This window comes from Enteroscipio rubneri (assembly GCF_002899715.1).
Classification (GTDB): domain Bacteria; phylum Actinomycetota; class Coriobacteriia; order Coriobacteriales; family Eggerthellaceae; genus Enteroscipio; species Enteroscipio rubneri.
The window spans coordinates 287,542-313,973 of the sequence record NZ_PPEK01000001.1; the positions used below are offsets into that span (position 1 = coordinate 287,542).

Annotated in this window: 24 protein-coding genes; 23 read left to right on the plus strand and 1 reads right to left on the minus strand. The window is 63.8% G+C overall.

All coding sequences use genetic code 11. The features are described 5' to 3' along the window. Position 1 precedes the first annotated feature (1 nt). The 7 genes from C2L71_RS01175 to C2L71_RS01205 all read left to right on the plus strand — a co-directional run bounded on the left by C2L71_RS01175 (position 2) and on the right by C2L71_RS01205 (position 7,267). The gene (locus C2L71_RS01175; RefSeq protein ID WP_103263954.1) at positions 2-610 is read left to right on the plus strand and encodes a hypothetical protein; all 609 of its coding nucleotides are present in this window, start codon (positions 2-4) and stop codon (positions 608-610) included. Between the two features lie 322 nt (positions 611-932). Then, positions 933-1,859 (plus strand): substrate-binding domain-containing protein, encoded by a 927-nt coding sequence (locus C2L71_RS01180; protein ID WP_103263955.1) that lies wholly within the window; start codon positions 933-935, stop codon positions 1,857-1,859. 130 nt (positions 1,860-1,989) lie between these two features. Continuing rightward, complete coding sequence (pstC, locus tag C2L71_RS01185) at positions 1,990-2,850, plus strand: phosphate ABC transporter permease subunit PstC (protein WP_103263956.1); 861 nt, start codon at positions 1,990-1,992, stop codon at positions 2,848-2,850. Next, positions 2,850-3,815: a phosphate ABC transporter permease PstA gene (gene pstA, locus C2L71_RS01190; RefSeq protein WP_103263957.1), complete on the plus strand. Its 966-nt coding sequence runs from the start codon at positions 2,850-2,852 to the stop codon at positions 3,813-3,815. The genes pstC and pstA overlap by 1 nt, the downstream gene beginning before the upstream one ends. After that, a complete protein-coding gene (gene pstB, locus C2L71_RS01195; RefSeq protein WP_103263958.1) occupies positions 3,808-4,683 on the plus strand; it encodes a phosphate ABC transporter ATP-binding protein PstB in 876 nt (291 codons plus the stop codon). Before pstA ends, pstB begins: the two co-directional genes overlap by 8 nt. Positions 4,684-5,133: 450 nt before the next feature. Beyond that, positions 5,134-5,826 carry a response regulator transcription factor gene (locus C2L71_RS01200; RefSeq protein WP_103263959.1) on the plus strand — a complete coding sequence of 231 codons (693 nt, stop codon included), beginning with the start codon at positions 5,134-5,136 and terminating at the stop codon, positions 5,824-5,826. Positions 5,827-5,884: 58 nt separating this feature from the next. Beyond that, the gene (locus tag C2L71_RS01205; protein ID WP_103263960.1) at positions 5,885-7,267 is read left to right on the plus strand and encodes a sensor histidine kinase; all 1,383 of its coding nucleotides are present in this window, start codon (positions 5,885-5,887) and stop codon (positions 7,265-7,267) included. 59 nt (positions 7,268-7,326) lie between these two features. Here the strand turns inward: C2L71_RS01205 and C2L71_RS01210 are convergent, their stop codons facing one another. Further along, a complete protein-coding gene (locus C2L71_RS01210) occupies positions 7,327-7,542 on the minus strand; it encodes a helix-turn-helix domain-containing protein (RefSeq protein ID WP_103263961.1) in 216 nt (71 codons plus the stop codon). A gap of 119 nt (positions 7,543-7,661) precedes the next feature. Between C2L71_RS01210 and C2L71_RS01215 the strand changes: the two genes are divergently transcribed. From C2L71_RS01215 to efp, 16 genes are all read left to right on the plus strand, one after another. Continuing rightward, positions 7,662-8,534, plus strand: coding sequence for a MarR family transcriptional regulator (locus C2L71_RS01215; RefSeq protein ID WP_103263962.1), 873 nt, complete (start codon positions 7,662-7,664; stop codon positions 8,532-8,534). A gap of 225 nt (positions 8,535-8,759) precedes the next feature. Further along, a complete protein-coding gene (locus tag C2L71_RS01220) occupies positions 8,760-10,460 on the plus strand; it encodes an FAD-dependent oxidoreductase (RefSeq protein WP_103263963.1) in 1,701 nt (566 codons plus the stop codon). A gap of 74 nt (positions 10,461-10,534) precedes the next feature. After that, the gene (locus C2L71_RS01225) at positions 10,535-11,161 is read left to right on the plus strand and encodes a cytochrome c3 family protein (RefSeq protein ID WP_129588456.1); all 627 of its coding nucleotides are present in this window, start codon (positions 10,535-10,537) and stop codon (positions 11,159-11,161) included. A 364-nt stretch (positions 11,162-11,525) separates the two neighbouring features. Beyond that, a complete protein-coding gene (gene aroD / locus C2L71_RS01235) occupies positions 11,526-12,290 on the plus strand; it encodes a type I 3-dehydroquinate dehydratase (protein WP_157938911.1) in 765 nt (254 codons plus the stop codon). 123 nt (positions 12,291-12,413) lie between these two features. Further along, positions 12,414-13,772, plus strand: a complete 1,359-nt coding sequence (locus tag C2L71_RS01240) for a replication-associated recombination protein A (RefSeq protein ID WP_103264238.1) — start codon at positions 12,414-12,416, stop codon at positions 13,770-13,772. Between the two features lie 104 nt (positions 13,773-13,876). Next, positions 13,877-14,788 carry a DUF948 domain-containing protein gene (locus C2L71_RS01245; RefSeq protein WP_129588457.1) on the plus strand — a complete coding sequence of 304 codons (912 nt, stop codon included), beginning with the start codon at positions 13,877-13,879 and terminating at the stop codon, positions 14,786-14,788. Between the two features lie 4 nt (positions 14,789-14,792). Next, a complete protein-coding gene (locus C2L71_RS01250) occupies positions 14,793-16,082 on the plus strand; it encodes an AI-2E family transporter (protein ID WP_103263966.1) in 1,290 nt (429 codons plus the stop codon). A gap of 141 nt (positions 16,083-16,223) precedes the next feature. Next, a complete protein-coding gene (gene alaS, locus C2L71_RS01255; RefSeq protein WP_103263967.1) occupies positions 16,224-18,860 on the plus strand; it encodes an alanine--tRNA ligase in 2,637 nt (878 codons plus the stop codon). 245 nt (positions 18,861-19,105) lie between these two features. Then, positions 19,106-19,528 carry a Holliday junction resolvase RuvX gene (ruvX, locus tag C2L71_RS01260; RefSeq protein ID WP_103263968.1) on the plus strand — a complete coding sequence of 141 codons (423 nt, stop codon included), beginning with the start codon at positions 19,106-19,108 and terminating at the stop codon, positions 19,526-19,528. A gap of 11 nt (positions 19,529-19,539) precedes the next feature. Continuing rightward, positions 19,540-20,715 (plus strand): endolytic transglycosylase MltG, encoded by a 1,176-nt coding sequence (gene mltG, locus C2L71_RS01265; protein WP_103263969.1) that lies wholly within the window; start codon positions 19,540-19,542, stop codon positions 20,713-20,715. A gap of 36 nt (positions 20,716-20,751) precedes the next feature. After that, positions 20,752-21,381 (plus strand): YqeG family HAD IIIA-type phosphatase, encoded by a 630-nt coding sequence (locus C2L71_RS01270; RefSeq protein ID WP_103263970.1) that lies wholly within the window; start codon positions 20,752-20,754, stop codon positions 21,379-21,381. Between the two features lie 113 nt (positions 21,382-21,494). Beyond that, entirely contained in the window at positions 21,495-22,667 is a 1,173-nt protein-coding gene (gene aroC, locus C2L71_RS01275) for a chorismate synthase (protein ID WP_103263971.1), read from the plus strand. A 21-nt stretch (positions 22,668-22,688) separates the two neighbouring features. Further along, positions 22,689-23,327 (plus strand): shikimate kinase, encoded by a 639-nt coding sequence (locus C2L71_RS01280; protein ID WP_103263972.1) that lies wholly within the window; start codon positions 22,689-22,691, stop codon positions 23,325-23,327. Further along, complete coding sequence (gene aroB / locus C2L71_RS01285) at positions 23,312-24,421, plus strand: 3-dehydroquinate synthase (RefSeq protein ID WP_103263973.1); 1,110 nt, start codon at positions 23,312-23,314, stop codon at positions 24,419-24,421. Before C2L71_RS01280 ends, aroB begins: the two co-directional genes overlap by 16 nt. Before the next feature lie 104 nt (positions 24,422-24,525). Further along, complete coding sequence (locus tag C2L71_RS01290; RefSeq protein ID WP_420841317.1) at positions 24,526-25,638, plus strand: M24 family metallopeptidase; 1,113 nt, start codon at positions 24,526-24,528, stop codon at positions 25,636-25,638. A gap of 172 nt (positions 25,639-25,810) precedes the next feature. Continuing rightward, positions 25,811-26,371: an elongation factor P gene (efp, locus tag C2L71_RS01295; RefSeq protein WP_103263975.1), complete on the plus strand. Its 561-nt coding sequence runs from the start codon at positions 25,811-25,813 to the stop codon at positions 26,369-26,371. Positions 26,372-26,432 lie beyond the last annotated feature (61 nt).

Sequence of the window (26,432 nt, forward strand, 5' to 3'; positions counted from 1 at the left end):
CATGAGGAAGAGCAACTGGACTATTCTGGCCGTTCTGGCTGTCGCTGCGGGCTTTTTCCTGTGGCTGTGGTACTACTTGGGCTTTAACTTCGTCGACGAGCCGCTCGACTTGGTGCTCGCCGTGGCGTGGTGGGCGATGGTCGTGGCGCTGGCTGTGGGCATCCATGCTGCTGAGAGCAAACGCCGACGCCGCGTGCGCACGACCTATCTCGCGCCAGATGTGCTGTTCAACAGCGAGGCTGGGTTCGTCAACCTTGGTGCGTTCGAGGAGGGAACCACCCTCGCGGACGCGCTCGAGTATACGCTTGCCGGCTTGAAGTATACGTTCGACCGCAAGGATCCGTCATCCGATGCGCTCGGTGCAACGGGAGAACCCGTGGGGGCCGCCGGCCCTGAAGCCGTCGACGGAGATGTTGCATCCAGCGAGGGGCCCGCTGAAGTCAGACCGCAAGGTCCGGTAAGGTTCGAGCGCATCGTGCGCACGGACAAGCTCGACAAAGACGACGCCGAGAAGTGGGAGGGTGAGGTCGTGGACGTGAAGACGAGGCGCGCCGTGCCTTTCAAGGGCAAAGAGGAGCTCTCCGAGCTTTTGGCGGCTCAACCGATCTGAACGCGACAGTGGCCTCGTTAGGCACTCCGGCGAACCAATCGACGCCCCCTCGACCGAGGGGGCGTCGCCCGTTATGGCGGGGTCGCAGGTTCTTGGGCGAAGCGCTTTGCGTCGACGGCAATGCGAGCGGAGCGCATCCGCTTCAAGTCGCGTCGCTTGAAATCAGGCCGACTCGGCGATCTCGCAGACTTTACCCGAATTTGACCGGCTTGCGACGGCGCTTTGATGCTTGGTGCCCATCATGTTCTCCAGTGCTCCTTCCGCTCGAAGGGGCGCGTCGAATGTATGGGAGCGCCCTGAGGGGCTGCGAGGAAGGAAGAGCATGAAGAAGCGTTTGACGATGATCGCGATGGGAGCCGTGCTTGCGCTCGGTGTGTTCGGTCTCATGGGCTGCGCAGGCGGCGGGAACGAGGGATCCGCCGACGAGCGCGGCGGAGAGTCGGGCGGAACAGCTGCTGCTCCCTCGGGCCAAATCTCGGTGTACTCGCGCGAAGACGGCTCCGGCACCCGCGGCGCGTTCATCGAGCTGTTCGGCATCGAGGAGAAGGACGCGAGCGGCGAGAAGGTGGATATGACCACCCCGTCTGCGGCCATCACGAATTCCACGTCGGTCATGATGACGTCGGTGTCCGGCGACGAGAACGGCATCGGCTACATCTCGCTCGGCTCGCTGAACGACACGGTGAAGGCGCTCAGCATCGACGGCGCCGAGGCGACGGCCGAGAACGTGAAGAGCGGCGAGTACAAGGTGGCACGTCCGTTCAACATCGTGACGAAGGACGGCGTGTCCGACGTGGCCCAGGACTTCATCGACTTCATCATGAGCGCCGAGGGTCAGAAGGTGGTTGAGGACAACGGCTGCATCTCCGTGGCTGACAACGCGGGCTCCTACACGGCTTCCGGCAAGTCCGGCAAGATCGTCATCGCCGGTTCTTCGTCGGTGACCCCGGTCATGGAGAAGCTGTCCGAGGCGTACCAGGCCCTCAACCCCGACGTCACCATCGAGGTCAACCAGTCCGACTCGACCACCGGCGTGAACATGGCCGCCGAGGGAACCTGCGACATCGGCATGGTTTCTCGCGAGCTCAAGGACTCCGAGAGCAGCGTAAAGGCTACGGTCATTGCGCAGGACGGCATCGCCGTCATCGTGAACCCGGGCGCGTCGCTGGACAACCTGACGTCCGACCAAGTGAAGGGCATCTACACCGGCGAACTGACCACCTGGGAAGATATCGTTCCGTCTGCGTAGCAGCCGCCGGAAGCGCTCGACGCTGCGAGGTGCCGATACACTCCGCCTCGCCCCTTTTCGCTGCGCGAAACGGGGCGATTCGGGGCCTCTTCGGCGCCTCTCGCTGACTTTGCCAAACCAAGGAGTTTTCATGTCCCACCCGCATATCAAGGAAGGCATCGCGAAGGCGCTGTTCGTGGGAGCCGCGGGGATTTCGATCATTGCGGTCGCCCTCATCTGCGTCTTCCTGTTCGCCAACGGCGTGCCGGCCATCGCGCAGATCGGCCTGCCGGAGTTCCTCTTCGGCACCACGTGGCGGCCGGCCAACGACATCTACGGCATCTTCCCCATGATCATCGGCAGCATCTACGTGACGGGCGGCGCCATCGTCGTGGGCGTGCCCACGGGCCTTCTGTGCGCTATCTTCCTCTCGCGATTCGCCAGCGGAAAGATCGCAGCCGTGCTCAAGCCCGGCGTCGAGCTGTTGGCCGGCATCCCGTCGGTCGTGTACGGCTTCTTCGGCCTCGTGCTCATCGTGCCGTTCATCCGCGCGAACATGCCGGGCAACGGCCTGTCGCTGCTGGCGGCAGCCGTGCTGCTGGGCATCATGATCCTGCCCACCATCATCACCGTGGCGCAGAGCGCGCTCGATGCTGTGCCGAAGAAGTACTACGAAGGTGCGCTGGCGCTGGGAGCCGACCACGAGCGCTCGGTGTTCCGCGTCATCGTGCCCGCCGCCACCTCCGGCATCATGGCCGGCGTGGTGCTGGGCGTGGGCCGCGCCATCGGCGAGACGATGGCCGTCATCATGGTGGCCGGCAACCAGCCCCTCATCCCCGAGAGCATCTTCAACGGCGTGCGCACCATGACGGCGAACATCGTGCTGGAAATGGGCTACGCGGCCGACCTGCATCGCGGCGCCCTCGTGGCCACCGGCGTGGTGCTGTTCGTGTTCATCCTGCTTATCACCATGCTGTTCAACGTCATCAAGAAGCGAGGTGAGATGAAGTAATGAGTCCGAAGCTCACCATAGCCTACGAGGCCGGTTCCGCCCCCGCGGCTCCTACCGATTCCGACGACCGCATCGATGCCCTGTTCGCCGTTGCGGAAACGCGCCAGCGCAAAACGCGCCGCGTCGTGTCGGCGCTGCTGCGATCGCTCGTGTACCTGGGCGCGCTGATCACCACGGCGGTGCTCCTGTTTATTGTGGGATACATCCTGGTCAACGGCGTGCCGTACCTCACGCCGAGCCTGTTCGCCTGGGAGTACACCTCCGACAACGTCTCGCTCATGCCGGCGCTCGTCAACACGCTGCTCATGGCGGCGCTCTCGCTGGCCCTCGCGGTGCCCGTCGGCGTGGGATCTGCCATCTACCTGGTTGAATACGCACCGCGCGGCAGCCGTTTCGTCCAGATCGTGCGCACCACCACCGAGACGCTGCAGGGCATCCCCTCCATCATCTACGGCCTGTTCGGCATGCTGTTCTTCGTGACGGCGCTGCACTGGAACCTGTCGCTCATGGCGGGCGCGTGCACGCTGGCCATCATGGTGCTGCCCGTGGTCATGCGCACCACCGAGGAAGCGCTCATCGCCGTGCCCGACGCCTACCGCGAAGGCGGTTTCGGCTTGGGCGCGGGCCGTTTGCGCACGGTGTTCCGCTGCGTGCTGCCCTCGGCGGTTCCCGGCATCCTGGGCGGCGTCATCCTGGCGCTCGGCCGCTGCGTGGGCGAGGTGGCAGCCCTCATTTTCACGGCGGGCTCCATCGCCCAGATCCCGAACTTCCTCGAGCAGGGCGGCATGGCGCTGTTCGACTCGACGCGCACCCTGGCCGTGCACATGTACGTGCTGGCCAGCGAAGGCCTGCATGTGAACGAAACGTACGCAACGGCGGTGGTGCTGCTGGTCATGGTGGTGCTGCTGAACCTCCTGGCCACGTTTGCCGCGAAGAAGATGAGCAAAGGAAACCAAGATGACTAACGCTACCGTAGAGAAGACCACGACGCGCGCCGCAGTCCCCGCGACCGCGCACACCTACCTGCCGCAGGCTCGCGTGCGCACGGTCGAGCGCAGCGGCCGGCAGGCTCCCGCCGATGCGCCTGTGAAGATGGGCGTGCGCAACCTCGACCTGTTCTACCAGGACTTCCACGCGTTGAAGGGTATCAACCTGGAGTTTCCTCAAAACCAGGTGACGGCGCTCATCGGCCCGTCGGGCTGCGGCAAGTCCACGCTGCTGAAAAGCCTCAACCGCATGAACGACCTCGTGGCGGGCTGCCGCGTCGAAGGGGAGATCACGCTCGACGGCGAGGACGCCTACCGCTCACTCGACGCGAACAGCCTGCGCCGTCGGGTGGGCATGGTGTTCCAGCAGCCCAATCCCTTCCCGATGAGCGTGTACGACAACGTGGCATTCGGCCCGCGCACGCACGGCATCAAGAACCGCGCCGACCTCGACGTCATCGTGGAGCAGAGCCTGCGCGACGCCGCCATCTGGGACGAGCTGAAGGACCGTCTCAAGAAGAACGCGCTGGGCCTGTCCGGTGGCCAGCAGCAGCGCCTGTGCATCGCTCGCGCATTGGCCGTGCGCCCCGAGGTGCTGCTCATGGACGAGTCCACGAGTGCGCTCGACCCCATCTCCACCGCGAAGATCGAGGATCTCGTGGGCGAGCTCAAGAGCAAGTACACGGTGATCATGGTGACGCACAACATGCTGCAGGCGCTGCGCGTGTCCGACAAGACCGCGTTCTTCCTGCTGGGCGAGATGGTGGAGGCCGGCGACACCGACGATATCTTCACGAGCCCCGCCGATCCGCGCACCGCGGACTACGTCGCCGGAAGATTCGGATAGGATACTGCGAGCTGGCCGCGCGAACCCGTGCAGCGGAAGTGCGCTTGTCGTGCAGCGGAAGTGCGCTTGTGCGCGCTGTTGCACGAGCCAGGTCGTCGAAAGGACCTTTTCCGCGAGGCCTGCGGTTCTTCCCTCGTCCGATGGGTCTTTCCGGCAACAGTCATCGCGCACTTTACGCAAATTTGATCGGCGCGTTGCCCTACGTCTGCGGCGGCTGCTTTACAATGATCCGAAACGATGTGCAGTATGAAACCGAGTGGCATTGGTTGATGATCGACCGGCGAGAGGAGCCAGGCCGTCCGGGGTTGGCGTCGGAAGTTGGCGCCCGAGGATGCCCCGCCGTGCTGCCGACGCATTTCCGTACGCGAGGGCAGTGCGAGGAGTAAGATCGGGCGCCCTGGCCGGTCGCAGCGCCAACCGTGTGCCGCTCGGAGAACAGCGGAGCCAAGCATGATCTACTATGTGGAAGACGACACGAACATTCGCGATCTGACAGTGTACGCATTGCGTCAGGCCGGGTTCGAGGCGCAGGGCTTTCCTGCGGCCAGCGGGTTCTTGGACGCTTGCAAGAAGCGCCTGCCCGAGCTTGTGCTGCTCGACATTATGCTTCCCGAAATCGACGGTCTCGAGATCCTGCACCTGCTGCGCGAGGACCCGGCCACGAAACATCTGCCCGTCATGATGCTTACCGCGAAGGGAACCGAGTTCGATACCGTAAGCGGTCTCGACGCCGGTGCCGACGACTATCTGGCCAAGCCTTTTGGCATGATGGAGTTGGTCAGTCGCGTGAATGCGCTCCTGCGCCGCGCGTCCGCGCCTGCCCTTGCGCCCGACGACGAACTCTCATGCGGGCCCATCGCGCTTGTGACATCGGCGCACACCGTCGAGGCGGGAGGCTGTCCGGTGGCATTGACGCTCAAAGAGTTCGATCTGCTGCGTACGCTCATGCAGAACCAAGGGCATGTGCTTTCGCGGCGCCAGCTACTTGAAGAGGTATGGGGCATGACCTATGTGGGCGAGACGCGCACGGTGGATGTCCACATCCAAACGCTGCGCCAGAAGCTTGCGAATGCATGCGAAGGCGCCGATTCTTGCATCCGCACCGTGCGCGGCGTGGGTTATTGCATGAAGCAGCCAGCATGAGAGCGCAGACGACAAGAGGCGGCGCACGGCATTCGCACTGCGGTCGGAGGATGCGGCCATGAGCCCGACGCACTTCCGGGTGAAAAGTCTCGCCGGCAAGATATTCTCGAGCGTGCTCGTGTTCACGCTCGGCATCATCGTGCTACTGGCCGTGGCGATGACCACCATATACTATGTGTCCTACGAGCGCGATGCCGAGGCGGAGCTGGCTGCGAGCGCCCAGGACGCCGCACGCTACCTGAACGCCACACCTTCGGCCGAGAACGCACCCGCGCTCAAATCCCAGTTCAGCGGTTTGACACGCTATACGCTCATCGCTCCTGACGGCACGGTGCTGTTCGACAGCGCGGCCGATACCGGCACCATGGACAATCACGCCGACCGTCCCGAGGTGCAGGAGGCCGCCGAGGAGGGCGAGGCTGTGACTCTGCGTTATTCCGATACGCTTGGCACCGATACGGTATACGCAGCCGTGAAGCTTGACGACGGCGGCATCGTGCGCCTGTCCGAAACGCGCCACTCGCTGTTGTCGTTCCTCGGCGATATGCTCGTGCCCGTGCTCGTGGCGCTCCTCGTGGCCGTTGTGCTCGTGTTCGTCCTCTCGAAGGTGCTCACCAATCGCATCATGAAGCCTATCGATGCGCTCGATTTCGCCAATCCGCTGGACAACGAGATCTACGAGGAAATGGATCCGCTGCTCATTCGCATCGACGAGCAGCAGCGGCAGCTGAAAGCGCAGAATCGCGAGCTGGCCGAGGCTGAGAACATGCGCCGAGACTTTTCGAGCAACGTAAGCCACGAAATGAAGACGCCCCTGCAGGTGATATCCGGCTATGCCGAACTCATGAAGAACGATATGGTGCAGCCCGCCGATCGGCAGAAGTTCGCCGCGCTCATCTATGACGAGGCGCAGACCATGCGTTCGCTCATCAACGACGTGCTCACGTTGTCGAAGCTTGACGAGTCGGCGTTCGACGACGAGGGCGCGCCGGCCATCGAGCTTCTCTCCGTCGCCGAGCGTGTGGCGGGCCGACTTTCCAGCTTCGCGTCCGACCAGGGTGTGGAGGTGCGGGTGGAAGGCGCGCCCGCCTGCATAGCGGGGAGCCGCACCCTGGCCGAGGAGATGCTGTACAACCTCATCGAGAACGGCGTACGCTACAACCACGAGGGCGGGAGCGTGGTCATGCGCGTGGAGCCCGAAGGAGACGAGGCGGTCGTCCGCGTGAGCGATACGGGCCCCGGCATCTCGCCCGATCTGCGCGACAAGGTATTCGAGCGGTTCTTCCGCGTGGATAAGAGCCGCTCGAAGGAGACGGGCGGTACGGGCCTGGGCCTGGCCATTGTCAAGCATGCTGTCATATATCATGGCGGCACCATTGCAGTGGAGGGCGAAGAGGGCCAGGGCACCACGTTCATCCTGCGTTTTCCTGCTGCGAGCTAAGGAGCGCTACTGCCATACGGACTGCGCGTTCATCGGCTTTCGGTTGGAAAGCCGATGGTTCAAAGATTTTCGAACAAGTTGCCCAGCGTCGTATCCAAGCTTATTGCTATCTTTTCGAGAAAATCCACCGTGGGATTGCGCGTTCCGACTTCGACTTTGGCAAGGTAGGATCGTCCCACGCCCGTCATGAGCGCGAGTTGCTCCTGTGTGAGGTTGCGCTGCTCGCGCAATGACCGAATGCGCTGGCCGATGCTTTTTCGGGTTTCTTGAGTCATAGGGAAAGAGTACGATTGTATCCGCTATAATCTGTGCCCTATAGGACACAAACAGCAATGCGGGCCTAACGAGTGCATGCGAACGAGGAACGAAGAGGCGCTGAAGGGAGGAGTTGAGGTTGAACGACGAAGTGCTGTTCACGCAGCAATGGGCGACCGTGGCCGACCTTCTGCACCGCGAGATCGGCCGTGCGCTGAGAAGCGCCTTCGGCGTGACGTACCTTGCATTCTGCCTCCTTGCTTCGGTGCGATCGCACGGAGGCCGTATGGCGCTTTCGGCGTTCCCGCGCGATGCGCTTGCCAACGCCAATACGGTTACGGTTGCGGCAGCGAAGGCGACGAAGCAGGGCTACCTTGAAAAGCGCCGCTGCGCGAACGACCGCCGTGCTCTCGAAGTCGCGGAGACGCCAAGGGGCGCGCGCATCGTCGAGAGCGGGTTCGAAGCGATCTATGCGCGCCTGTGCGTCACCGTGTGGAAGAACCATGCGCGCCGCGATATCGACGAGACCATGCACGAATTCGCGAGCGTCGCTTCGAAGCTGGGCATCGATTCTGTCGAGATCAACCACCGTTGCCATCCCGTGCTCACGCCGTCCTATCTCATGTGCGTCGCCGGTCTGTTGCGCCAGTGGGAGTCGCGCACCGCGCGTTTCGCCGGGCTGACTTTCTCCGAATACCGCTGTCTGGCTCTGCTTGAACATCGGCTCGGATCCCTATCGTGCGCCGCCATCGCTGACGAGCTCGTGCTTGACCGGAGCACCGTGTCGCCCATCGTCACACGACTTGCGGATGCGGGATACACGGTGGTCGAAGTCGGCCTCGATCGTCGATGCCGCTGCGTATCGCTCACCGGCAAGGGCAGGGTCGTGGCCGCCCTTGTCACGTCCGAGCTCGAGAATATCACGGCAGAGCTGTTTTCCGATGCGTCCCCGTCCGTGAAGGCTCGGGCGAATGAGCTGCATATGCGTATGTACGCCTCCTGCATCTTGTGAGCGGATGCTTCACTGATAAGCAAAAACCCTGGTAGAAACGTCGTTCAGGGTTTTTCCTTGAAAGATAAGCGTGATGGGTCCCATCATGCTTCATAATTTGCCCCCGTTCGAGCTTGCTTCTTACAATCGAAGGGAGGGACGCTGGGTCCCTTGCAGGGGAAGGTGGCCCGAGGGCGCTCTGTCGCACAGAATGCGCGGCCACCGTCGACGAACGGAGGAATTGGGATGCCGAATTCAAGCGAGGGACTATCCCGGAGGGACTTCTTGAAGGGAACAGGCGTCGCGGCCACGGCCGTGGCCGCCGTGGGGCTTGCCGGATGCGCGAGCTCGGGATCGGGGGCCGGTGCGCAAAGCGCGTCTTCGATTGCATGGGATCGCGAGACCGAGGTGCTCGTGCTCGGCTTCGGGGGAGCGGGGGCGGTTTCTGCCGCTGCCGCCCACGAAGAAGGGGCCGAGGTGCTCATTCTGGAAAAGGCCCCGAAGGAGGGCGGCGGCACGACGCGCATCTCGACCGGCTATTCCTCCATCGTGCTCGATCCCGACGGCGCGCTCGAATACCTGCATCATCAGGTGAAGGGCCTCACACCCGACGAAGTGTTTGAAGCGTACGTGCAGGAGGGGGCGACGCTCGTCGACTGGCTCGACGACCATGGGCTCACCTATACCGACGTCAGCAGCGTGCTGGGTTCCGACTACAAAAACTGGCCCGGCTCCGACGCGTTCGGTGCGGTCGGATTCACCGACGAGGACGGGGTCAACAGCGGCACGGCGGTGTTCGACTGGGCTACGGCCTACATGCAGGACAACGGCATCGAAATCCTGTTCGACTCGCAGGCGTACCAGCTGGTGCAGGACCCTGAGACGAAGGAAGTCGTCGGCGTCCGCGCGCGGCATTCCGACGGTTCCGAAATCGCGGTTCGTGCGAAGAAGGCCGTCATCATGTGCACGGGCGGCTTCGAGTGCAACGATCAGATGATCGGCAACTACCTGGTGCCCTCTCCGCTCGCGCGCGAAGGGTGGATGTTCAACACCGGCGACGGCATCAGGATGGGGCAGGAGATCGGCGCCGATATGTGGCATATGAACATGCTCGATGCGTACGGCGTTACGTTCACGGAGCCGGGCGCCATCACGGGCCGCTTCGGGTTGAACGGGGCTACGTGCGCGACGGGAAGCTTCATGTGGATCAACCGCACCGGCAAGCGCTTCATGTGCGAGAATCCTTCGAACATCGGCACGCCGCTCGCGCACCGAAGTGTGAACCGCTTCTCGCTGTTCGACGACATCCCCGGATCGTTGCCGCTCGGCTACGACTCCTCCTATCGAGACATCCCGTTCTATCTGCTCATCGACCAAAAGCAATTCGATGCCGCGCCGCTGTACGATAACAATCAGAACGCCGGATGTGGCCTTATCGACAAGGAGTTGGGCGGGGTCGAACCCTGGAGCGAGGACAATCAGGCGGAGCTCGAGAAGGGCTGGATCCTCAAGGGCGACACCATCGAGGAGATCGTCCAGAAGATGAACGAGAACAGCAAGGACGAGGGGTACCACATGGACCCGGCCGACTTGCAGGCCACCGTCGACGTATACAACGCCGATTGCGCAGCTGGCATCGACTCCCAGTTCGGCCGTCCGGCCGTGGCGAACGACGTGCCGAACCTCGTGCCGCTCGACACGCCGCCGTACTATGCGCTGCGGCTTATGCCCTGCATGAACACGACGAAGGGCGGTCCGGTGAAGAACGCGAAGGTCCAGATCCTCGACACGCACGGAGAGGTTATCCCGCGCCTGTACGAAGCGGGTACGCTCGGGCATACCGCCGCGCAGGTGTACTGCATCTTCGGTGCCAACTTGGCCGAATGCTTCAACTTCGGGCGTATCGCCGGGCGAAATGCAGCCGCCGAGACGCCCCTCGAGGCGTAAAACCTCCCCGCGCCGCCGCCCGCGAAGGCGGACGGCGGCGCCCCCTCCCCCTCGAAAGGGCGTGAAACGACACGATGAGAAACCGAATTGTACGGACCCGCATCGTGGCGGGCATGATTGCGGCTGTCGCAGCGCTTGCCGTCATGTTCGCGACAGGATGCGCGCCTCGAGAATCTTCGCTGTCGCAGGGCGGCGGAAACGAGGGCGGCGACGATACCCTTCAGATTTCCTGGAGCGTTACGTCCGACTGCGAAAGCTGCCATACGCGGGAGGCAGCCGCGCCCGCCGATGCGACGAGCCTGCATGCCGTCCATGCGAGCTCCTCCTGCCTATCGTGCCATGATGACGAGCAGGGCCTGGCCAAGGCTCATGAGGGCTACGAAGAGAAGGATCCCGCGTCCAAATTGAAGAAGACCGATGTCGCCGACGAGTCGTGCCTGGCTTCCGGCTGCCATGATCAGACGGTGCTTGCGGAGGCGACCGCGGGCGAGACCGTATTGACCGACACGAAAGGCACGGTGGTGAATCCGCATGATCTTCCCATCCACGAAGATCATGCGAAGGGCGTGCGATGCGCTTCCTGCCACAAGATGCATGGTGAAGGCTCGATCGAGGCCGATGCCGTCTACCAAGCGTCGAAGGCGACCTGCCTCTCTTGTCATCACAACGAGGTGTACGAATGCCATACGTGTCACACGTGATGAGTTCGGACATCGTTTAAGGGCGCTGAAAGCGTGAAAGCGGCCCATGGCCGCTTTCACGAAAAGCCCCGCCCCCGGCCAGAAGGATGAACCCACCTCAAAAGGTGGGTGCTCGCAGCCCGCTTCCTGGCTTTCGCATCAACGGATGCGAATCTCCATTTCACGCGCTATCTTGAGCTCCCTCATGTCATAGCATCGGTCCATCGCAAAGTATGGCTTCGAGGGCAGGACCTCCTTTGAGTATATGGGTCGTGCTGTCAAAATAAAGTCTTGACATCTAAGTTGTTGCGCGGTTTACACAATCGCGTCTCCATCCTTCCATCTGCTATGATAGGAAACCGGAGCCACGCGAGGGAGGATGCATATGGAACCGCTCGTCATCAAAGGCATGCCGATCGGGCAGGGAAGGCCCAAAATCATCATCTCGCTCATGCACGCCGAAGCTGCAGACGCATGCGCCACGGCAAAGCGCGGCAGGCAGGCTGGCGTCGATTGCTTCGAATGGCGCGGGGATTTCTGCCGCAACGTCCACGACATACCAAACATGATCGAGGATGCGTGCCTGGTGGCGGATTGTCTGCCGCACAACCCCCTGCTGTTCACGTTTCGCTCGGTCGACCAGGGCGGGCAAATGGATCTGCCCGTAGACGCATACGTGGCGCTCAACGAAGCGCTCATCGAAACGGGCTGCATCGATATGGTGGACATCGAAACATGGATTGGCGATGCCGCGGTATCCGACCTGATCGCACACGCGCATGCGCACGGTGTTGCAACGGTCGTCTCGTACCACAACTTCGCAGGCACTCCCCAGACCGACTGGATGGTATCGCTGCTCACCCACATAGCCGACCTGGGAGCCGACATTCCCAAGATCGCCGTCATGGCGCGCACGGCAGCCGATACCCTGCGGCTGTTGGCCGCAACCGAGGAAGTGGCGCGCGTCCACACGGACAAGCCTCTTCTCACAATGGCCATGGGAACGCAGGGCAGCATATCGCGCCTTTCCGGCGAGTTGTTCGGCTCGGCCCTGACGTTCTGCGCGCTCGAGGCATCCTCGGCTCCGGGGCAAGTGGACGTGGCGCGCGCTCGCCTCATCATGGACGCGTTCCACGACGTGCTGGCATGAGCGCGATGCCGAGGCGCTGATCGTCTTTGCCCGAATGCTCGACGTAAGCACCTGCACGCACAAAGGTGCAGGTGCTGTGAATGATGCTATGCAAACAGGCGTTCGCATGATACTATGGCTTTCATGGACTCATTATTCACCGATATGGAAAACGAGCGCAAATCGGAGGTTGCGCCTCTTGCGGTGCGCATGCGGCCGCGCTCGCTCGAGGAGGTCGTCGGCCAGGCCGAGGCCGTAGGCCCTGGAAGCTGGTTGCGTACCGCTATCGAGCAGGATCGGCTGAGCTCGGTCATCCTGTTCGGCCCGGCAGGCACGGGCAAGACCTCGCTCGCCCACGTGATCGCCGAGACGACTCGGGCCACGTTCGTGGAGGTGTCCGCCATCGGCGGTACCGTGTCGGATCTGCGGCGCGAGATCGACGCGGCCGAGAAGCGCCTGACCGCGTTCGGCTTGCGCACCATCCTGTTCGTCGACGAGATACATCGCTTCAATCGCAGCCAGCAGGATACGCTCTTGCACGCGGTGGAGGATCGCGTGGTCGTACTCGTGGGCGCCACTACGGAAAACCCTTTCTTCGAGGTGAACTCGGCCCTCATCAGCCGCTCCCGCGTGGTCGAGCTGCACGGCCTGTCCGATGGCGAGATCGGGGAGCTCGTTGGCCGCGCGCTTTCCGACGAGCGGGGCCTTGGCGGGCGCTACGGGCTGGACGACGGGGCGCGTGACGCCATCGTGCTGCTCGCGGGCGGCGATGGCCGCACGGCCCTCACCACGCTCGAGCTAGCCGCGGGCATGGTCGATCCCGGCACGCCGCAGAAGCCCACGCGCATCTCCGAAGAGGACGTGCGCGCCGCCACGCCGCATCGCGTGCTGCCGTACGACAAGAACAAGGACATGCACTACGACGTCATCTCGGCGTTTATCAAGTCCATGCGCGGTAGCGATCCCGATGCCGCGCTGTACTGGCTCGCCCGCATGATCGACGGGGGAGAGGATCCGAAGTTCATCGCGCGCCGCATGTTCATCGCTGCGTCGGAGGATATCGGCAACGCCGATCCGCAGGCGCTGCTCGTGGCCGAAGCCGCCTTCAAATCGGCCGAGGTCATCGGCTATCCCGAATGCCGCATCAACCTGGCACAGGCTGCCGTCTACCTGGCGCTTGCGCCCAAGAGCAACGCGGCGGAAGCCGGCATAGACGCCGCGCTGGCCGAGGTGCGCAACGGACCCGCCCGCGCCGTTCCCGACCACCTGCGCGATCGGCATCGCCCCGGATCGGAGAACTACGGTGCGTACCGCTACCCCCACAGCTATCCCAGCGGCTGGGTGGAGCAGCGCTACCTGCCCGACGGCTTGGAGCGCGGCTGCTTCTACCGCTCGAGCGATCGCGGTTGGGAGGCCTATCGTGCCGACTCGTTTGCGCGCGATCGCGCATCTTCAGCAACGGCTTCGGAGGATGGTGAAAACCCCACGTCGCAGGAAAGGTAACCGCTTTCCTACTCCTATGGAAGCAGGGTGGAAACACGAGCCAGCGTGTATAGAATCCAAGGTGATCGTGCTATAGTAATGCCCTCGAAACAGGAGGAAACGCCGTGGATGTCAACGAAATCATCAGCCTCGCTCTGCCGATCGTGTACGTGATCGTCGGCGCAGCTCTCGTGTGGTTCGTCATCGAGCTCGTCATGACGGTGCGCAAGACGCGCAAGACGGTCGATGATCTTCAGAAGCAGGTGCAGCCGACGCTCGCCAGCGTGGAACGTATCACCGCATCGCTCGAGCCGGTGGTTGCGAAGGTGGATCCGCTCGTCGAGCGCGTGTCGCTCACCGTTGACGCGGCGAATCTCGAAATCATGCGCGTCGACCAGATACTCGAGGACGTCAACGAGATCACCGATTCCGTCTCGTCGGCGGTGGAAGCGGTCGACACGGTGACCAACGCGCCGCTCGAACTGGTGAGCAGCGTATCGACGAGGGTGCGCAACGCGTTCAAGCCCCGCCGTGCGAGCGAGGAGTCGGTTGCGCTCGGCCAGGCGAAGGCCGAGGAGGAGGCTGCGCAAGCGGGTTCTTCCGCTGTCGCGCCTGCGCCGCGTCCTGCCGTGAGCGCCGATAACGGCCCCAAGCATGCATCCCCCTCTGCGCCCGCCTGCGATTCCCCCCGTTCCGCAACCGCGTCGAAGAACACCGAGGTGCCGGTGTCCACGGTGGTCAAGGAAGCTGTTTCGACTTCGGTGAAGGCGGCGCAGGAAGCCGTGGCCGATCAGCGAGAGCAGCGCGCCGAGCAGCGTGTCGAGCGCGAGGAGCGAGCCGAGGCAAAGCGCGCGGCGGCGGACAAAACATCGGAAGCCGCGGCGCATATGGCCCATGCCGTAACGACGGCGGCCAACGTTGATGCTGATGCCGCTCAGAAGTACTTCACCTACGACGGTTCCGAGCCTTCGGCGCCTGCGGGCAGTGCGTCCGCCCCCGATTCGCGCGACAACGAAGCGCAGCGCGAAGGGGCATAGCTCGGTGGATGAGGCTAATCGCGAATCCGGTAAAACCGAAAAGGCACGGCGCGGGTTTCTGACCGTATGGACGATCGTCGGAGCCATTCTGCTCACCGGCGTTTTTATCTACCTCGTTAACATTTTGAGCGTGCCCGTGGGCATCGTGCTGTGGGCCACCATTATCGTCTTCTGCTTGCGGGGTCCTGTCAACAAGCTCGAGAAGCTCGGCGTGTCTCGCGTTGTGGGAACGACGGTGGCCTATCTTGCCATGTTCGTGGTGCTGCTCCTTATCGGCCTGCTCATGTTCTCGCCGGTTTTCGGCATCGGCGATCAGTTCACGAGCCTGATCGAGAGCGTGCCCGGCTACGTGCAGACAATTATGGGCTGGACGGGCTCCCTGTACGACCGATACGCCGATGTGCTCCAGAACGATACGGTCCAACAATGGACCAACGACGCTCTGACGGCCATCGGAACGTGGGCATCGTCGTTCGCGAGCGAGAGTGCAGCCGGCGTCGTGGCGCTCGGCACCGGCGTTCTCAACAGCTTCGTTGCCATTGGCTTCGCGCTTGTCGTGGCATTTTGGATCCTCATGGACCTGCCTGCGCTCGGCCGCGAATGCATGCGCCTCGTCGGTCCGAAGCGCCGTGAAGATATGGAGATGCTCCACGTCACCTTCACGCGCGTGATGGGAGGCTACATCAAGGGCACGCTTTTGCAGTGCGCCGTCATCGGCATCGGATGCGCCGTGCTGTTCGGCATCATCGGCATCCCCAACTCGGCGGCACTCGGAGGCATTGCCGGCCTGCTCAACATCATCCCCATCGTGGGCCCATGGCTCGGCGGCGCCCTCGCAGCGGTGGTTGGCGTGTTCGCGAGCCCCTGGATAGCCATCATCGCCCTCGTGGGCACGATCATCATCCAGCAGATTGTCTACACGTTCGTGTCGCCGAAGATCATGGCGAATTCTGTCGACGTGCATCCGGCGCTCACGCTCATTGCATTGATGGCCGGCTCCGCCATCGGCGGCGCAATGAGCGGATTCATTGGCTCGCTCGTGGGCATGCTCGCCTCTATTCCCGCCGTCGCCGTGGCGAAGGCGGTTTTCGTGTATTATTTCGAGAAGCGTACGGGTCGTCAGCTCGTGTCGGGCGATGGCGTGTTCTTCAAGGGGACGCCCGCTTCCGGCGGCGTGCCCGATCCCATAGCCGATGCGACATCGCCTCATCCCGACGTATCGGCTGCGTTCGAACGAGTCAAGGAGCGCAAGGCGGAGGCCGATCGCAGGGCGCGGCATCGCAAGAAGCGCTGATCGCCCTGCCGGCCGATCAGCCGGCGGTTGCGGGCGGTCGCAACTGCGTGGGGGTGCGCGGATGCCGAGGGCGTCCGCGTTGTCGATAGTGGAGCAGCGGGCCGTGCAGCGCGGCCCCCGAGGAGATAGAAAGACACGATTATGAAGTACATGACCAGCGCGGAGATCCGCGAGAAGTACCTGAGCTTTTTCGAGGAGAAGGGCTGCAAGCGCTGGCCTTCGTCCTCGCTCATCCCCGACGATCCGTCGCTTTTGCTCACGAGCGCCGGCATGGTGCAGTTCAAGCCGTACTTCCTGCAGCAGAAGCACCTCGATGCCCCCTACATCGGCACGACGACGGTACAGAAGTGTGTGCGCACGAACGACATCGACATCATCGGCACCACGGGCCGGCACCAGAGCTTCTTCGAGATGCTGGGCAACTTCAGCTTCGGCGCGTACTTCAAGGAGGAGATGTGCGCGTGGGCGTACGAGTTCTCCACCGAAGTGCTGGGCCTGCCGGCCGAGCGCCTGTACTTCACCGTGTACCTCGACGACGACGAGACCATCGAGATATGGAAGAAGCTCGGCGTGCCCGACGACCACATCTCGCGTCTCGGCGAGGAGGACAACTTCTGGCGCGCCGGACCCACCGGCCCGTGCGGCCCGTGCTCGGAGATATACTTCGACCAGGGCGAGAGCTTCGGCTGCGGCAACCCCGACTGCGCGCCGGGCTGCGACTGCGACCGCTTCCTGGAGTACTGGAACCTCGTGTTCACCCAGTACGACGGCCAGGAGGACGGCTCGTTCGTGCCGCTGCCGAAGAAGAACATCGACACCGGCATGGGCCTCGAGCGCATCGCCGCCATCCTGCAGGGCGTCCAGTCCAACTATGAGACCGACGTGCTGCGCAGCCTCGTGGCGGTGGGCGAGCGCCTGAGCGGCGTCGTGTACGGCAGCGACCCGGCCACCGATCTCAGCTTGCGCATCATGGCCGATCACAGCCGCGCCGTGGCGTTCATGATCGCCGACGGCATCCTGCCGTCCAACGAAGGCCGCGGCTACGTGCTGCGCCGTCTGCTGCGCCGCGCCGTGATGAAGGGCCACCTGCTGGGCCTCGACAAGCCGTTCCTCAACGAGTACGTTGACGAGATCGTGAACCTTATGGGCCACGTATACCCCGAGATCGTGGAGAACCGCGAGCTCATGCGCCGCGTCATCCTGTCCGAGGAGGAGCGCTTCGGCGCTAACCTGCGCCAGGGCCGCGCCTTCCTCGACGAGGCGCTGGCCGAGCTCGAGGGCGTCGTGCTGCCGGGCGACCGCGCCTTCACGCTGCACGACACGTACGGCTTTCCCGTGGAAGTCACGCGCGAGCTGTGCGACGAGCGCGGCATCGAGGTGGACATGGAGGGCTTCGGCCGCTGCATGGACGAGCAGCGCGAGCGCGCCCGCGCGGCCAACACGAAGGACGCTGAGGCGGCCTGGTCCACGTACGGCGGCGTGATGAACGAGATCCTCGAGGCCGTGGGCCCCACCGAGTTCCTCGGCTACGCGAAGAACGACGCCGATGCGCGCGTGCTGGCGCTTGTGAAGGACGGCCAGCAGGTCGACGCGCTGGAGGCCGGCGACGAGGGCCGCATCGTGCTGGACACCACGCCGTTCTACGCCGAGAAGGGCGGCCAGATCGGCGACACGGGCGCCATGACGAAGGACGACGCCGCCGTGCGCGTGCTGGACACGAAAGAACCCGAGAAGGGCCTGATCGCCCATACCGTGCAGGTGGAGAACGGGCGCGTGAGCGTGGGCGACACCGTGCACGCCGCCATCGACGTGCCGCGCCGCGAGCGCATCCGCCGCAACCACACGGCCACGCACATCCTGCATTGGGCGCTGCGCCAGGTGCTGGGTGACCACGTGAAGCAGGCCGGCAGCTACGTTGCCGACAACCGTCTGCGCTTCGACTTCACGCACTTCGAGGCCATGACGGCCGAGCAGATCGCCGAGGTGGAGCGCCTGGCGAACGAGAAGATCATGGAGAACCATCCCGTGCGCGCCTACGAGACGTCGCTCGCGTCGGCGCGTGAAGCCGGCGTCATGGCGCTGTTCGGCGAGAAGTACGGCGAGTTCGTGCGCGTGCTCGACATCGAAGGATTCTCGCAGGAGCTGTGCGGCGGCACGCATGTGTCGGCCACGAGCGAGATCGGCTTCGTGAAGATCACGTCCGAGACGAGCGTCGGCGCGAACCTGCGCCGCGTGGAGGCGGTGACCAGCTTCGACGCGCTGGCGTACATGAACCGCGTGGAAGCCGAGCTCAAGGAGGCGGCCGAGGAGCTGCGCGTACCGCTGTTCGACGTGAGCGAGCGCACCCAGGCGAACGTGAAGCAGCTCAAGGAGCTGCAGACGAAGATGAAGCGCAACCGCCAGACCATCGCCGATGACGGCATCACCGCGTTGCTGGAGAGCGCCATTGACGCGAAGGCCGGCTACCCGGTGGTCTTCGGACGCCTGCCCGAGGCCGACGCGGGTCAGATGCGCAACGCGTGGGACGTGCTGCGCGCGCGCCTCGGCAAGCCGGGCGCCGCGGTGCTGGCCACCGAGAAGGAGGGCAAGCCCACGCTGCTGGCTGCCGGCACGCCGGAGGCGGTGGAGGCGGGCTTCGACGCCGGAGCCATCATCAAGGCGATCTCTCCGAACATCAAGGGCGGCGGCGGCGGAAAGGCCGCCATGGCGCAGGCCGGCGGCAAGGACGCCTCGGGCATCGACGCCGCTCTTCAGGCTGCGCGCGAACTGCTGCTGTAGGGTTGCCGGCTGGACCCGGGCGAAGGGGGTCCGCTGCTCAAACAGTCCTGGCTCGCACAAACAGCCCGCTGGGCTGTTTGGCTCGTGCGGAACTCGCCTCGGACCCCCTTCGCCCGGGTCCGAGGCGCGTCTGCCGCTGGTTGCGCCGGCTCTGCGAGCGGCGCTTTCAACCAGGGGGAGGGATCCTTGCCGACGGCTTCTCCATGAATCGGAGAAGCCCTTTTTCTACGGGGGAGGCTTTCATCATGCGAATCATGGCGTTGGATATCGGCGAGACGCGCGTGGGGATTGCGGTGAGCGACCCTGGGGAGCGGGTGTCGTCTCCGGTGTCGGTTCTGCCCGCGGCTGACGTGCTCGCGCATGCGAAGCCGTTTCAACGTCTGCTTGAGGATTGGGAGCCGGAGCTTTTGCTTTGCGGACTGCCCATCACCTTGGCGGGCGAGGAGGGGCCGCAGGCTGCACGCATACGAGCTGCGGCGAAGGCCATTTCCGACGCCTGCGGTATTCCATGCGAATTCGCTGATGAGCGCTTGAGCTCGCAGGAAGCTAAACGGAGTTTGCGTGAAAAGGGTCTGACTGAGAAGGCCATGCGCGGCAAAATCGATATGATAGCGGCGAGTTTGTTTTTGCAGGCATGGCTCGACGCGCGCCGTGAGCGGGAAAGGTGAAGGATTCGACGATGCCTCCACGCAGAAAGCAGGTAACCTACTCGCGGCGGCCGACCCATGCCGCACGTGCCGCGCATGCTCGCGGGGAGCGCCAGTTCAGGAAGTACGATACAAGCTACATCCGTCCCAAGCGCAGCGCAGCTCCCATCGTATTCACAGTCATCCTGGCCATCGTCGTGCTCGGTGGCTTGGGCTTCGGAGCCTTCTACCTATTCAATAGCTGCTCGTCTTCTTCGGTGGAGCTTCTCGCAGAAGGCGAGGAGGCGACGGTGGTGGTGGAAGAAGGCGCAGGCGCGCGCGATATCGGCCAGCGTCTTGTCGAGGCGAGACTCGTTCCCACTTCGGCTGAGTTCACGAAGCGCGTGAACGAGCTCGGAGTTGACGGCGGGCTTAAGCCGGGTACCTATACCTTCTCGGGCGGCACCAGCCTCGACGACATCATCCGCACCTTGCAGGCCGGCCCTGCGGCCGGCCATACGCTTACCGTCCCCGAAGGTTTCACGCTCGGCCAGATCGCTTCCAGCGTTGCCGAAGCAACCGGGGGCCGCATCACGGCGGAGGCGTTCCAGACCGCCGCTTCCGATGCGAGCGTCTATGCCGCGGACTTTGCGTTTCTGGCCGATGCGGGACAGAACAGCCTCGAAGGCTTCCTGTTCCCGAAAACTTACGAGGTCGATGACGATGCCACGGCAGACTCGATCATCCGCATGATGCTGAGCCAGTTCCAGGCCGAGACTGCGAATCTCGATTGGGCGTATGCGACCGATCGCGGGTTCTCCGTGTACGACGCCGTGAAGCTGGCTTCCATCGTGGAAAAGGAGTCGAGCGGCGAGGACGATATTCGCAAGAAGGTAGCGGCTGTGTTCTACAACCGCTTGACGACCGAAGGCGAGCCTGCCTATGGCATGATTGGCAGCGATGCGACGACGGCCTACGAGATAGGCGGAGATCCTTCCGATTACGATTGGGATACCGACAGCCCCTACAACACGCGCAAGAATCCCGGGCTTCCTCCCACGCCCATCTGCTCGCCCAGCCTCTCGTGCCTTCAGGCTGTGTGCGCTCCAGTCCCGGATTTCGGAGACTACTACTTCTTCTCGTTCTGGCCTAACGAAAGTGGCGGCACGGATTACTTCTTCGACAAGACCTACGACGACCATCTGGCCACCGTTGCTGCGCATTCATGATGACGCCGTCTGCAGTGAGAGCCGCCTGAGGAGCCTATGCCATTCCTGGAACCCGACCGCTACTTTGCGCGCATCTCGCGCATAGACATCGAGCGCGACCTGTTGGCGCTGGGGTACCGATACGTGCTGCTCGACGTCGACAACACCATCCTCACCCGCGATACGCACGAAGTGCCGCGCGACGTAGGGGCATGGCTTGCCCGAGCGCGCGACGCCGGCATTGCGTTCTGCCTCGTTTCGAACAACTGGCACGAAGGCGTATACCGCCTTGCGCGGCGCCTTTCTCTGCCCATCGTAGCCAAGGCCGTAAAGCCATTGCCGCCGGCGTTTCTCATAGCGCTCAAAAAACTCGAGGCGAAGCGCTCGGAGACCGTGGTGGTGGGTGATCAGTTGGTGACCGACGTGATGGGTGCTCATCTGCTCGGTATGAAGGCGTATCTTCTGGCCCCGCTCGTGGAACAGGATTTGCCCCACACGCTGCTTCTGCGCAACGTCGAGCACGCCATCATGGGCGAGCGCCAGCCGGAAGGCGCTACGACCATGCGCGAGGACGAAGGCTCCGAGCTTCCGTCGGGGCCCGTCGGCGCATCTTCGCCCCGCTGCACGTCCCATGCGGACGCGACGCAGCAGCCTGCATCGGAAGGCGACCTCGCGCACGAGCGCTAGCCGATCGGGCAGCGGGCGCGATGAGCCCCGCCATCCGGCTGCAATCCCATCGACCTCGCCAAAGCGGTGAGGTACAATAGCCAGCATCACCTAACCCGAGAAAGCAGCACGATATGCACTACATCACAGCGGGCGAGAGCCATGGACCGTGCCTCACGGCCATAGTCGACGGCGTCCCTGCGGGGCTGAAGCTGTCCGACACGCAGATCAACGCCGATCTGGCGCGGCGGCAAGCGGGATACGGCCGCGGCGGCCGCCAGCGCATCGAGCGCGATACTGTGGAGGTGACCTCCGGCGTTCGCTTCGGACGCACGCTCGGCACCCCGGTTTCGCTCGTTGTGCGCAACCGCGACTGGCAGAACTGGACCGATCGTATGGCGCCCTTCGGCGACGCCCCCGCCGACCTTTTGCGCGAGGTGACCCCGCGGCCGGGGCATGCCGACCTCGTGGGCGCGCTCAAGATCGACACCGACGACTGTCGCAACATCCTCGAGCGCGCAAGTGCCCGCGAAACCGCAGCCCGCGTAGCTGCAGCGGGCGTGGCACGCGAATTTTTGGCAGATCTGGGCGTCGAGGTGTTCTCGTACGTCGTCTCCATCGGAGAAGCGCGTTTCGAGGAAGAGGATCCCTTTATGACGGCCCCCGACTATAAGCCGCTGGCCATTGAGATGAGCGACGTGCGCTGCCCCGACGAGGAAGCCACCGAGGCCATGAAGGCCGCTATCGACCGCGCAAAAGAGGCCGGGGAGAGTCTCGGCGGCACGTTCCGCGTGGTGGCGACGGGTCTGCTGCCCGGGGTGGGTGGCTATGCGACGGCGGACGATCGACTGACGTCACGTTTGGGAGGAGCGCTGTTCTCAATCCCCGCCGTCAAGGGCGTCGAGTTCGGCCTTGGGTTCGAGGTCGCGCGGCGGCCCGGTTCTCAGGTGCATGATCCCATCGTGCTCGACGAGCAGGCAGGTTTTGTCCGTTCGTCCAATAACGCCGGAGGCCTAGAAGGCGGCATGACCACGGGCATGCCGCTAATCGTGACGGCGGCCATGAAGCCCATCCCCACGCTCATGGCCCCCCTCGGCACGGTGAACCTCGATACGCTTGAGGCGGAAAAGGCATCGAAGGAACGCAGCGATGTCTGCGCCGTGCCCGCCTGCGCGGTCGTTGCCGAGAGCGAAGTGGCGTTCGTCTTGGCCGAGGCCTATCTCCAGAAGTTCGGGCGCGATAACATGGCCGATATCAAAGCGGCGGTGAAGGCCTACCGCCAGCGCCTGAAAACGATGGCGCGCTGACACGACGACAGGAGACCAGCTATGGAACAATCCGACAAGGCGTCGGGCCGCACGGTCGAGGAAGCTGCCGCGCCTTCGCCGTCCGCGGCCGAGAACGAAGTGCTCATACCGAAATCCGATCGGCCTACCTACGAGCTTGCCCGACCGGTATTCTTTGTGGGCTTTATGGTGGCCGGCAAGACGTCGGTATCGCGCAGGCTCGCGCGCAGCTGCGGCGTCGCATCGGTCGACCTCGACGGCTTCATAGAGCGCCGCGAAGGCAAGCCCATCAACCAGATGTTCGTCGAGATCGGCGAAGACGGCTTTCGCGCGATGGAGACTGCGGCACTCGATGAGTTCGCCGAAAAAGACCCGATGCTCATATCGTGCGGTGGCGGCATCGTACTGCGCCCCGAGAACCGCGAGATTCTCAAGAGCAAGGGCTTCGTGGTGTATCTGCAGGTGACGGCTGAGCAGGCTTACGAGCGCATCGGCGACGTCTCGACGCGCCCGAACTTCCGCGATCTGCCGACGGCGCGCAAGACCATCCAGGCGCGCCTGCCCATGTACGAGGACGTGGCCGACGTTATGGTCGATACGGTGGGCAAGAACATTCCGACGGTCGCACGCGAAGTGCGCCGCGCGCTTGAGCGAGAGGGTGTTCTGTGCCAACGAAGGTGATCGTCGACATTCCGGGTGAGGCGCCCTATGACGTGCGCATCGGGTCGGGTGTGCTCGCGCGTCTCGGTTCCCATCTGCGCGCAATGAGCGCGTTTGAAAACGTGGAGCGCGTGCTTGTGGTGACGGACGAGGAGGTGGCCCGGCTCTACCGCGCCGACGCGAAGGATTCGCTCGCGCAGGCGGGATTCCGTGTGAGCGACATAGCGGTCCCGCCGGGGGAACGTTCGAAGTCCCTCGACGTGATTGGCGAGATCTGGGAAGCCATGGCCGGCATCGGCCTCGGGCGGGACTGCGCCGTGGCGGCTCTCGGCGGCGGCGTTGTGGGTGATCTGGCTGGATTCGCCGCTGCCGCCTACATGCGCGGCGTGCCCGTGGTGCAGGTTCCCACCACGTTGCTCTCTATGGTGGACTCCTCTGTCGGCGGGAAGACCGGCGTGAATCTGGCGGCGGGCAAGAATCTCGTCGGCGCGTTCAAGCAGCCAGCCTATGTCTGCGCCGACACGGCGACGCTGGCTACGCTGCCCGATCGCGAATGGACCTGCGGCTGCGCCGAGATAGCCAAGTCTGCCGTCATCGACTCCGACGAGTTCTTCTTCTGGCTTGCCGAAGCCGCAGAGAGGCTTGCTGCACGAGATGAAGACGTGACGGCCGAGGCCATCGCGCGTTCGGTGGTATTCAAGGCCGATGTCGTCGCCGCCGACAAGGCCGAAAGCAACGGGGTGCGCGAGTGCTTGAACTACGGCCACACGCTCGGCCATGCCGTGGAGGCCCTGGCAGGTTATGGCACGTTCTCGCATGGGGCAGCCGTGGCGGAGGGCATGAGGTTTGCGGCACGCTTGGCTGCGGCGCTCGTCGGAGCGTCCCTTGACTTTGTGCGGGCGCAGGACGATCTGCTCGACGCGCTCGGGCTGCCAGTGCTCGATTGGTTGGCCGAACCGGCGGACATGCTGGATGCAATGAAGCGGGACAAGAAGGCGCGCGGCGGACGCATTCGCTTCGTGCTGCCGCGCGACGTGGGTTCATGGGAGGTTTCGGACGTCGATGACGAAATCCTTCTCGAGCACCTTGATGCATGGAGACGATCGAAGGAGTAGACGAGCCCATGGACGAACAGGATCTGGACGGGCTGGAAATCAGCGAGTTCGGTGCGGCCTCGCATCGAATCGAGAACGTTCGCGCGGCGTGCGCCGAGGAAGGCATGGATGCGTTCCTCGTGCGCGGCACATCGAACATCGCGTACTTGACCGCCTTCGACGACGTGTTCGACGATGAGGAAGCGCATGCGCTGCTCGTCACTCCCGATGAGGCGCTGCTCCACACCGATTCGCGCTACAGCGAAGCGGCGCGCTCTGCGGCGGTGGACGGCCCGGTGGCGGTTGACGATTCGCGCGTCTCTTTTGCGGCGTTCGCCGTCGGCGCGCCGATCGGTCGCGCGAGGCTGGCGGTTGCGGGCGAAGGGGGAGCCGAAGGTGTGGCTGATCCGGCAGTTTGCGGCGGGGAAGTCGTGCTGGGCATCGAGGACACGATGACGCTCAGAGATTACCGCGCGCTGGAGCGGGCGGCCGAGGAAGCGCCGCGGCCCTTCCGGCTTGCGGAGACGACGGGCCTCGTGCTGGGGCTGCGCGCTGTCAAATCGCCCTCCGAGCTCGCGCGCATGAAGGCCGCCCAAGTCATTACCGATGCAGCGTATTCCCATATCGTCGGATTCATGCGTCCCGGCATGACCGAGCGTGCGGTGCAGATCGAGCTTGAGGATTTCATGCTTCGCCATGGTGCGGAGGGTCTTGCATTCCCGTCCATCGTGGCCGCTGGCGCCAACGGCGCCAGCCCTCACGCCATCCCCGGCGAGACGAGGCTCGAGGCGGGACAATGTGTCGTGCTCGACTTCGGCGCCCGTGCGTTCGGCTACTGCTCCGATATGACGCGCACGGTGTTCATGGGTATGCCCGATGCGCGCATGCGCGCCGCCTACGAGGCCATCCGAGCGGCGAACGAGCAGGTGGAAGCTGCGCTTAGGCCCGGTGTGACCGGAAGGGCCATGCACGAGCTGGCCGAGCAGGTGCTCGCCGATCACGGTTTTGGGGGCGCGATGGGCCACGGGCTGGGACACGGCGTGGGCATGGACGTCCACGAGGAGCCGTCGCTCTCGCCTCGCAACGAATGCGCGCTTGCCGTCGGCAACGTGGTCACGGTGGAGCCGGGCGTCTATCTGTCGGGCGCGTTCGGCATGCGCCTGGAGGATTTCGGCGTGCTCATCGAGGATGGATTCAAGGTGTTCACGCAATCGACTCACGACATGGTGATCCTTTAGGGAAACATCCTCGCCGATGCAGGAGAGCGCAAGCGCGTCGCTCCCTGGTTTTTTTCTGTGAGCGCTTTGGCTTGTTTTCAGGGATGCGTTCGATGAGTATAATGAAACAGTTTGAACGCCGATCGGGACCGTGCAGTACGCAGAGGGCCCGTGAACGAAAGGAATTTCCAGCATGGCTATCTCCACCGCCGATTTCAAGAACGGCATGTGCATCGAGTACAATGGCAAGCTCTGCACGATCGTCGAGTTCCAGCACGTCAAGCCTGGCAAGGGCGGCGCGTTCGTCAGAACGAAGCTGCGCGATATCCGCTCGGGCCGCGTTGTGGACTACACCTTCAACGCGGGCACGAAGTTCGACTCCGTGCGCTTGGAGACGAAGAAGTTGCAGTACCTCTACAACGACGGCGTCGACTTCAACTTCATGGACAACGACACCTTCGAGCAGATGGCCATTCCGGCCGACACCGTGGGCGATGCCGCGAAGTGGCTCAAGGAGAACGACGAGGCCAGCCTGCTGTACGCCGGCGACGAACTGATCAGCATCGAGCCTCAGATGTTCGTGGAGCTCGAAGTGACCGAGACCGATCCCGGCTTCAAGGGCGATACGGTGCAGGGCGGCTCCAAGCCCGCAACGCTGGAGACCGGCGCGACCGTGCAGGTTCCCATGTTCGTGGAGCCCGGCGACGTGTTGCAGATCGATACGCGCGACGGCCGCTTCATCAAGCGCGTGTAGCTCGGGCCGCTATCGAATACTGTGCGAAGACGCTGCGTCCCGCCGGGGGCGCAGCGTCTTT

What these genes read in the sequence shown, in the direction of transcription:
- C2L71_RS01175 (WP_103263954.1), top strand. Translation starts at nt 2, where the DNA reads ATGAGGAAGAGCAACTGGACTATTCTGGCCGTTCTGGCTGTCGCTGCG.
- C2L71_RS01180 (WP_103263955.1), top strand. Translation starts at nt 933, where the DNA reads ATGAAGAAGCGTTTGACGATGATCGCGATGGGAGCCGTGCTTGCGCTC.
- pstC (WP_103263956.1), top strand. Translation starts at nt 1,990, where the DNA reads ATGTCCCACCCGCATATCAAGGAAGGCATCGCGAAGGCGCTGTTCGTG.
- pstA (WP_103263957.1), top strand. Translation starts at nt 2,850, where the DNA reads ATGAGTCCGAAGCTCACCATAGCCTACGAGGCCGGTTCCGCCCCCGCG.
- pstB (WP_103263958.1), top strand. Translation starts at nt 3,808, where the DNA reads ATGACTAACGCTACCGTAGAGAAGACCACGACGCGCGCCGCAGTCCCC.
- C2L71_RS01200 (WP_103263959.1), top strand. Translation starts at nt 5,134, where the DNA reads ATGATCTACTATGTGGAAGACGACACGAACATTCGCGATCTGACAGTG.
- C2L71_RS01205 (WP_103263960.1), top strand. Translation starts at nt 5,885, where the DNA reads ATGAGCCCGACGCACTTCCGGGTGAAAAGTCTCGCCGGCAAGATATTC.
- C2L71_RS01210 (WP_103263961.1), bottom strand. Translation starts at nt 7,542, where the DNA reads ATGACTCAAGAAACCCGAAAAAGCATCGGCCAGCGCATTCGGTCATTG.
- C2L71_RS01220 (WP_103263963.1), top strand. Translation starts at nt 8,760, where the DNA reads ATGCCGAATTCAAGCGAGGGACTATCCCGGAGGGACTTCTTGAAGGGA.
- C2L71_RS01225 (WP_129588456.1), top strand. Translation starts at nt 10,535, where the DNA reads ATGAGAAACCGAATTGTACGGACCCGCATCGTGGCGGGCATGATTGCG.
- aroD (WP_157938911.1), top strand. Translation starts at nt 11,526, where the DNA reads ATGGAACCGCTCGTCATCAAAGGCATGCCGATCGGGCAGGGAAGGCCC.
- C2L71_RS01240 (WP_103264238.1), top strand. Translation starts at nt 12,414, where the DNA reads ATGGACTCATTATTCACCGATATGGAAAACGAGCGCAAATCGGAGGTT.
- alaS (WP_103263967.1), top strand. Translation starts at nt 16,224, where the DNA reads ATGAAGTACATGACCAGCGCGGAGATCCGCGAGAAGTACCTGAGCTTT.
- ruvX (WP_103263968.1), top strand. Translation starts at nt 19,106, where the DNA reads ATGCGAATCATGGCGTTGGATATCGGCGAGACGCGCGTGGGGATTGCG.
- mltG (WP_103263969.1), top strand. Translation starts at nt 19,540, where the DNA reads ATGCCTCCACGCAGAAAGCAGGTAACCTACTCGCGGCGGCCGACCCAT.
- C2L71_RS01270 (WP_103263970.1), top strand. Translation starts at nt 20,752, where the DNA reads ATGCCATTCCTGGAACCCGACCGCTACTTTGCGCGCATCTCGCGCATA.
- aroC (WP_103263971.1), top strand. Translation starts at nt 21,495, where the DNA reads ATGCACTACATCACAGCGGGCGAGAGCCATGGACCGTGCCTCACGGCC.
- C2L71_RS01280 (WP_103263972.1), top strand. Translation starts at nt 22,689, where the DNA reads ATGGAACAATCCGACAAGGCGTCGGGCCGCACGGTCGAGGAAGCTGCC.
- C2L71_RS01290 (WP_420841317.1), top strand. Translation starts at nt 24,526, where the DNA reads ATGGATGCGTTCCTCGTGCGCGGCACATCGAACATCGCGTACTTGACC.
- efp (WP_103263975.1), top strand. Translation starts at nt 25,811, where the DNA reads ATGGCTATCTCCACCGCCGATTTCAAGAACGGCATGTGCATCGAGTAC.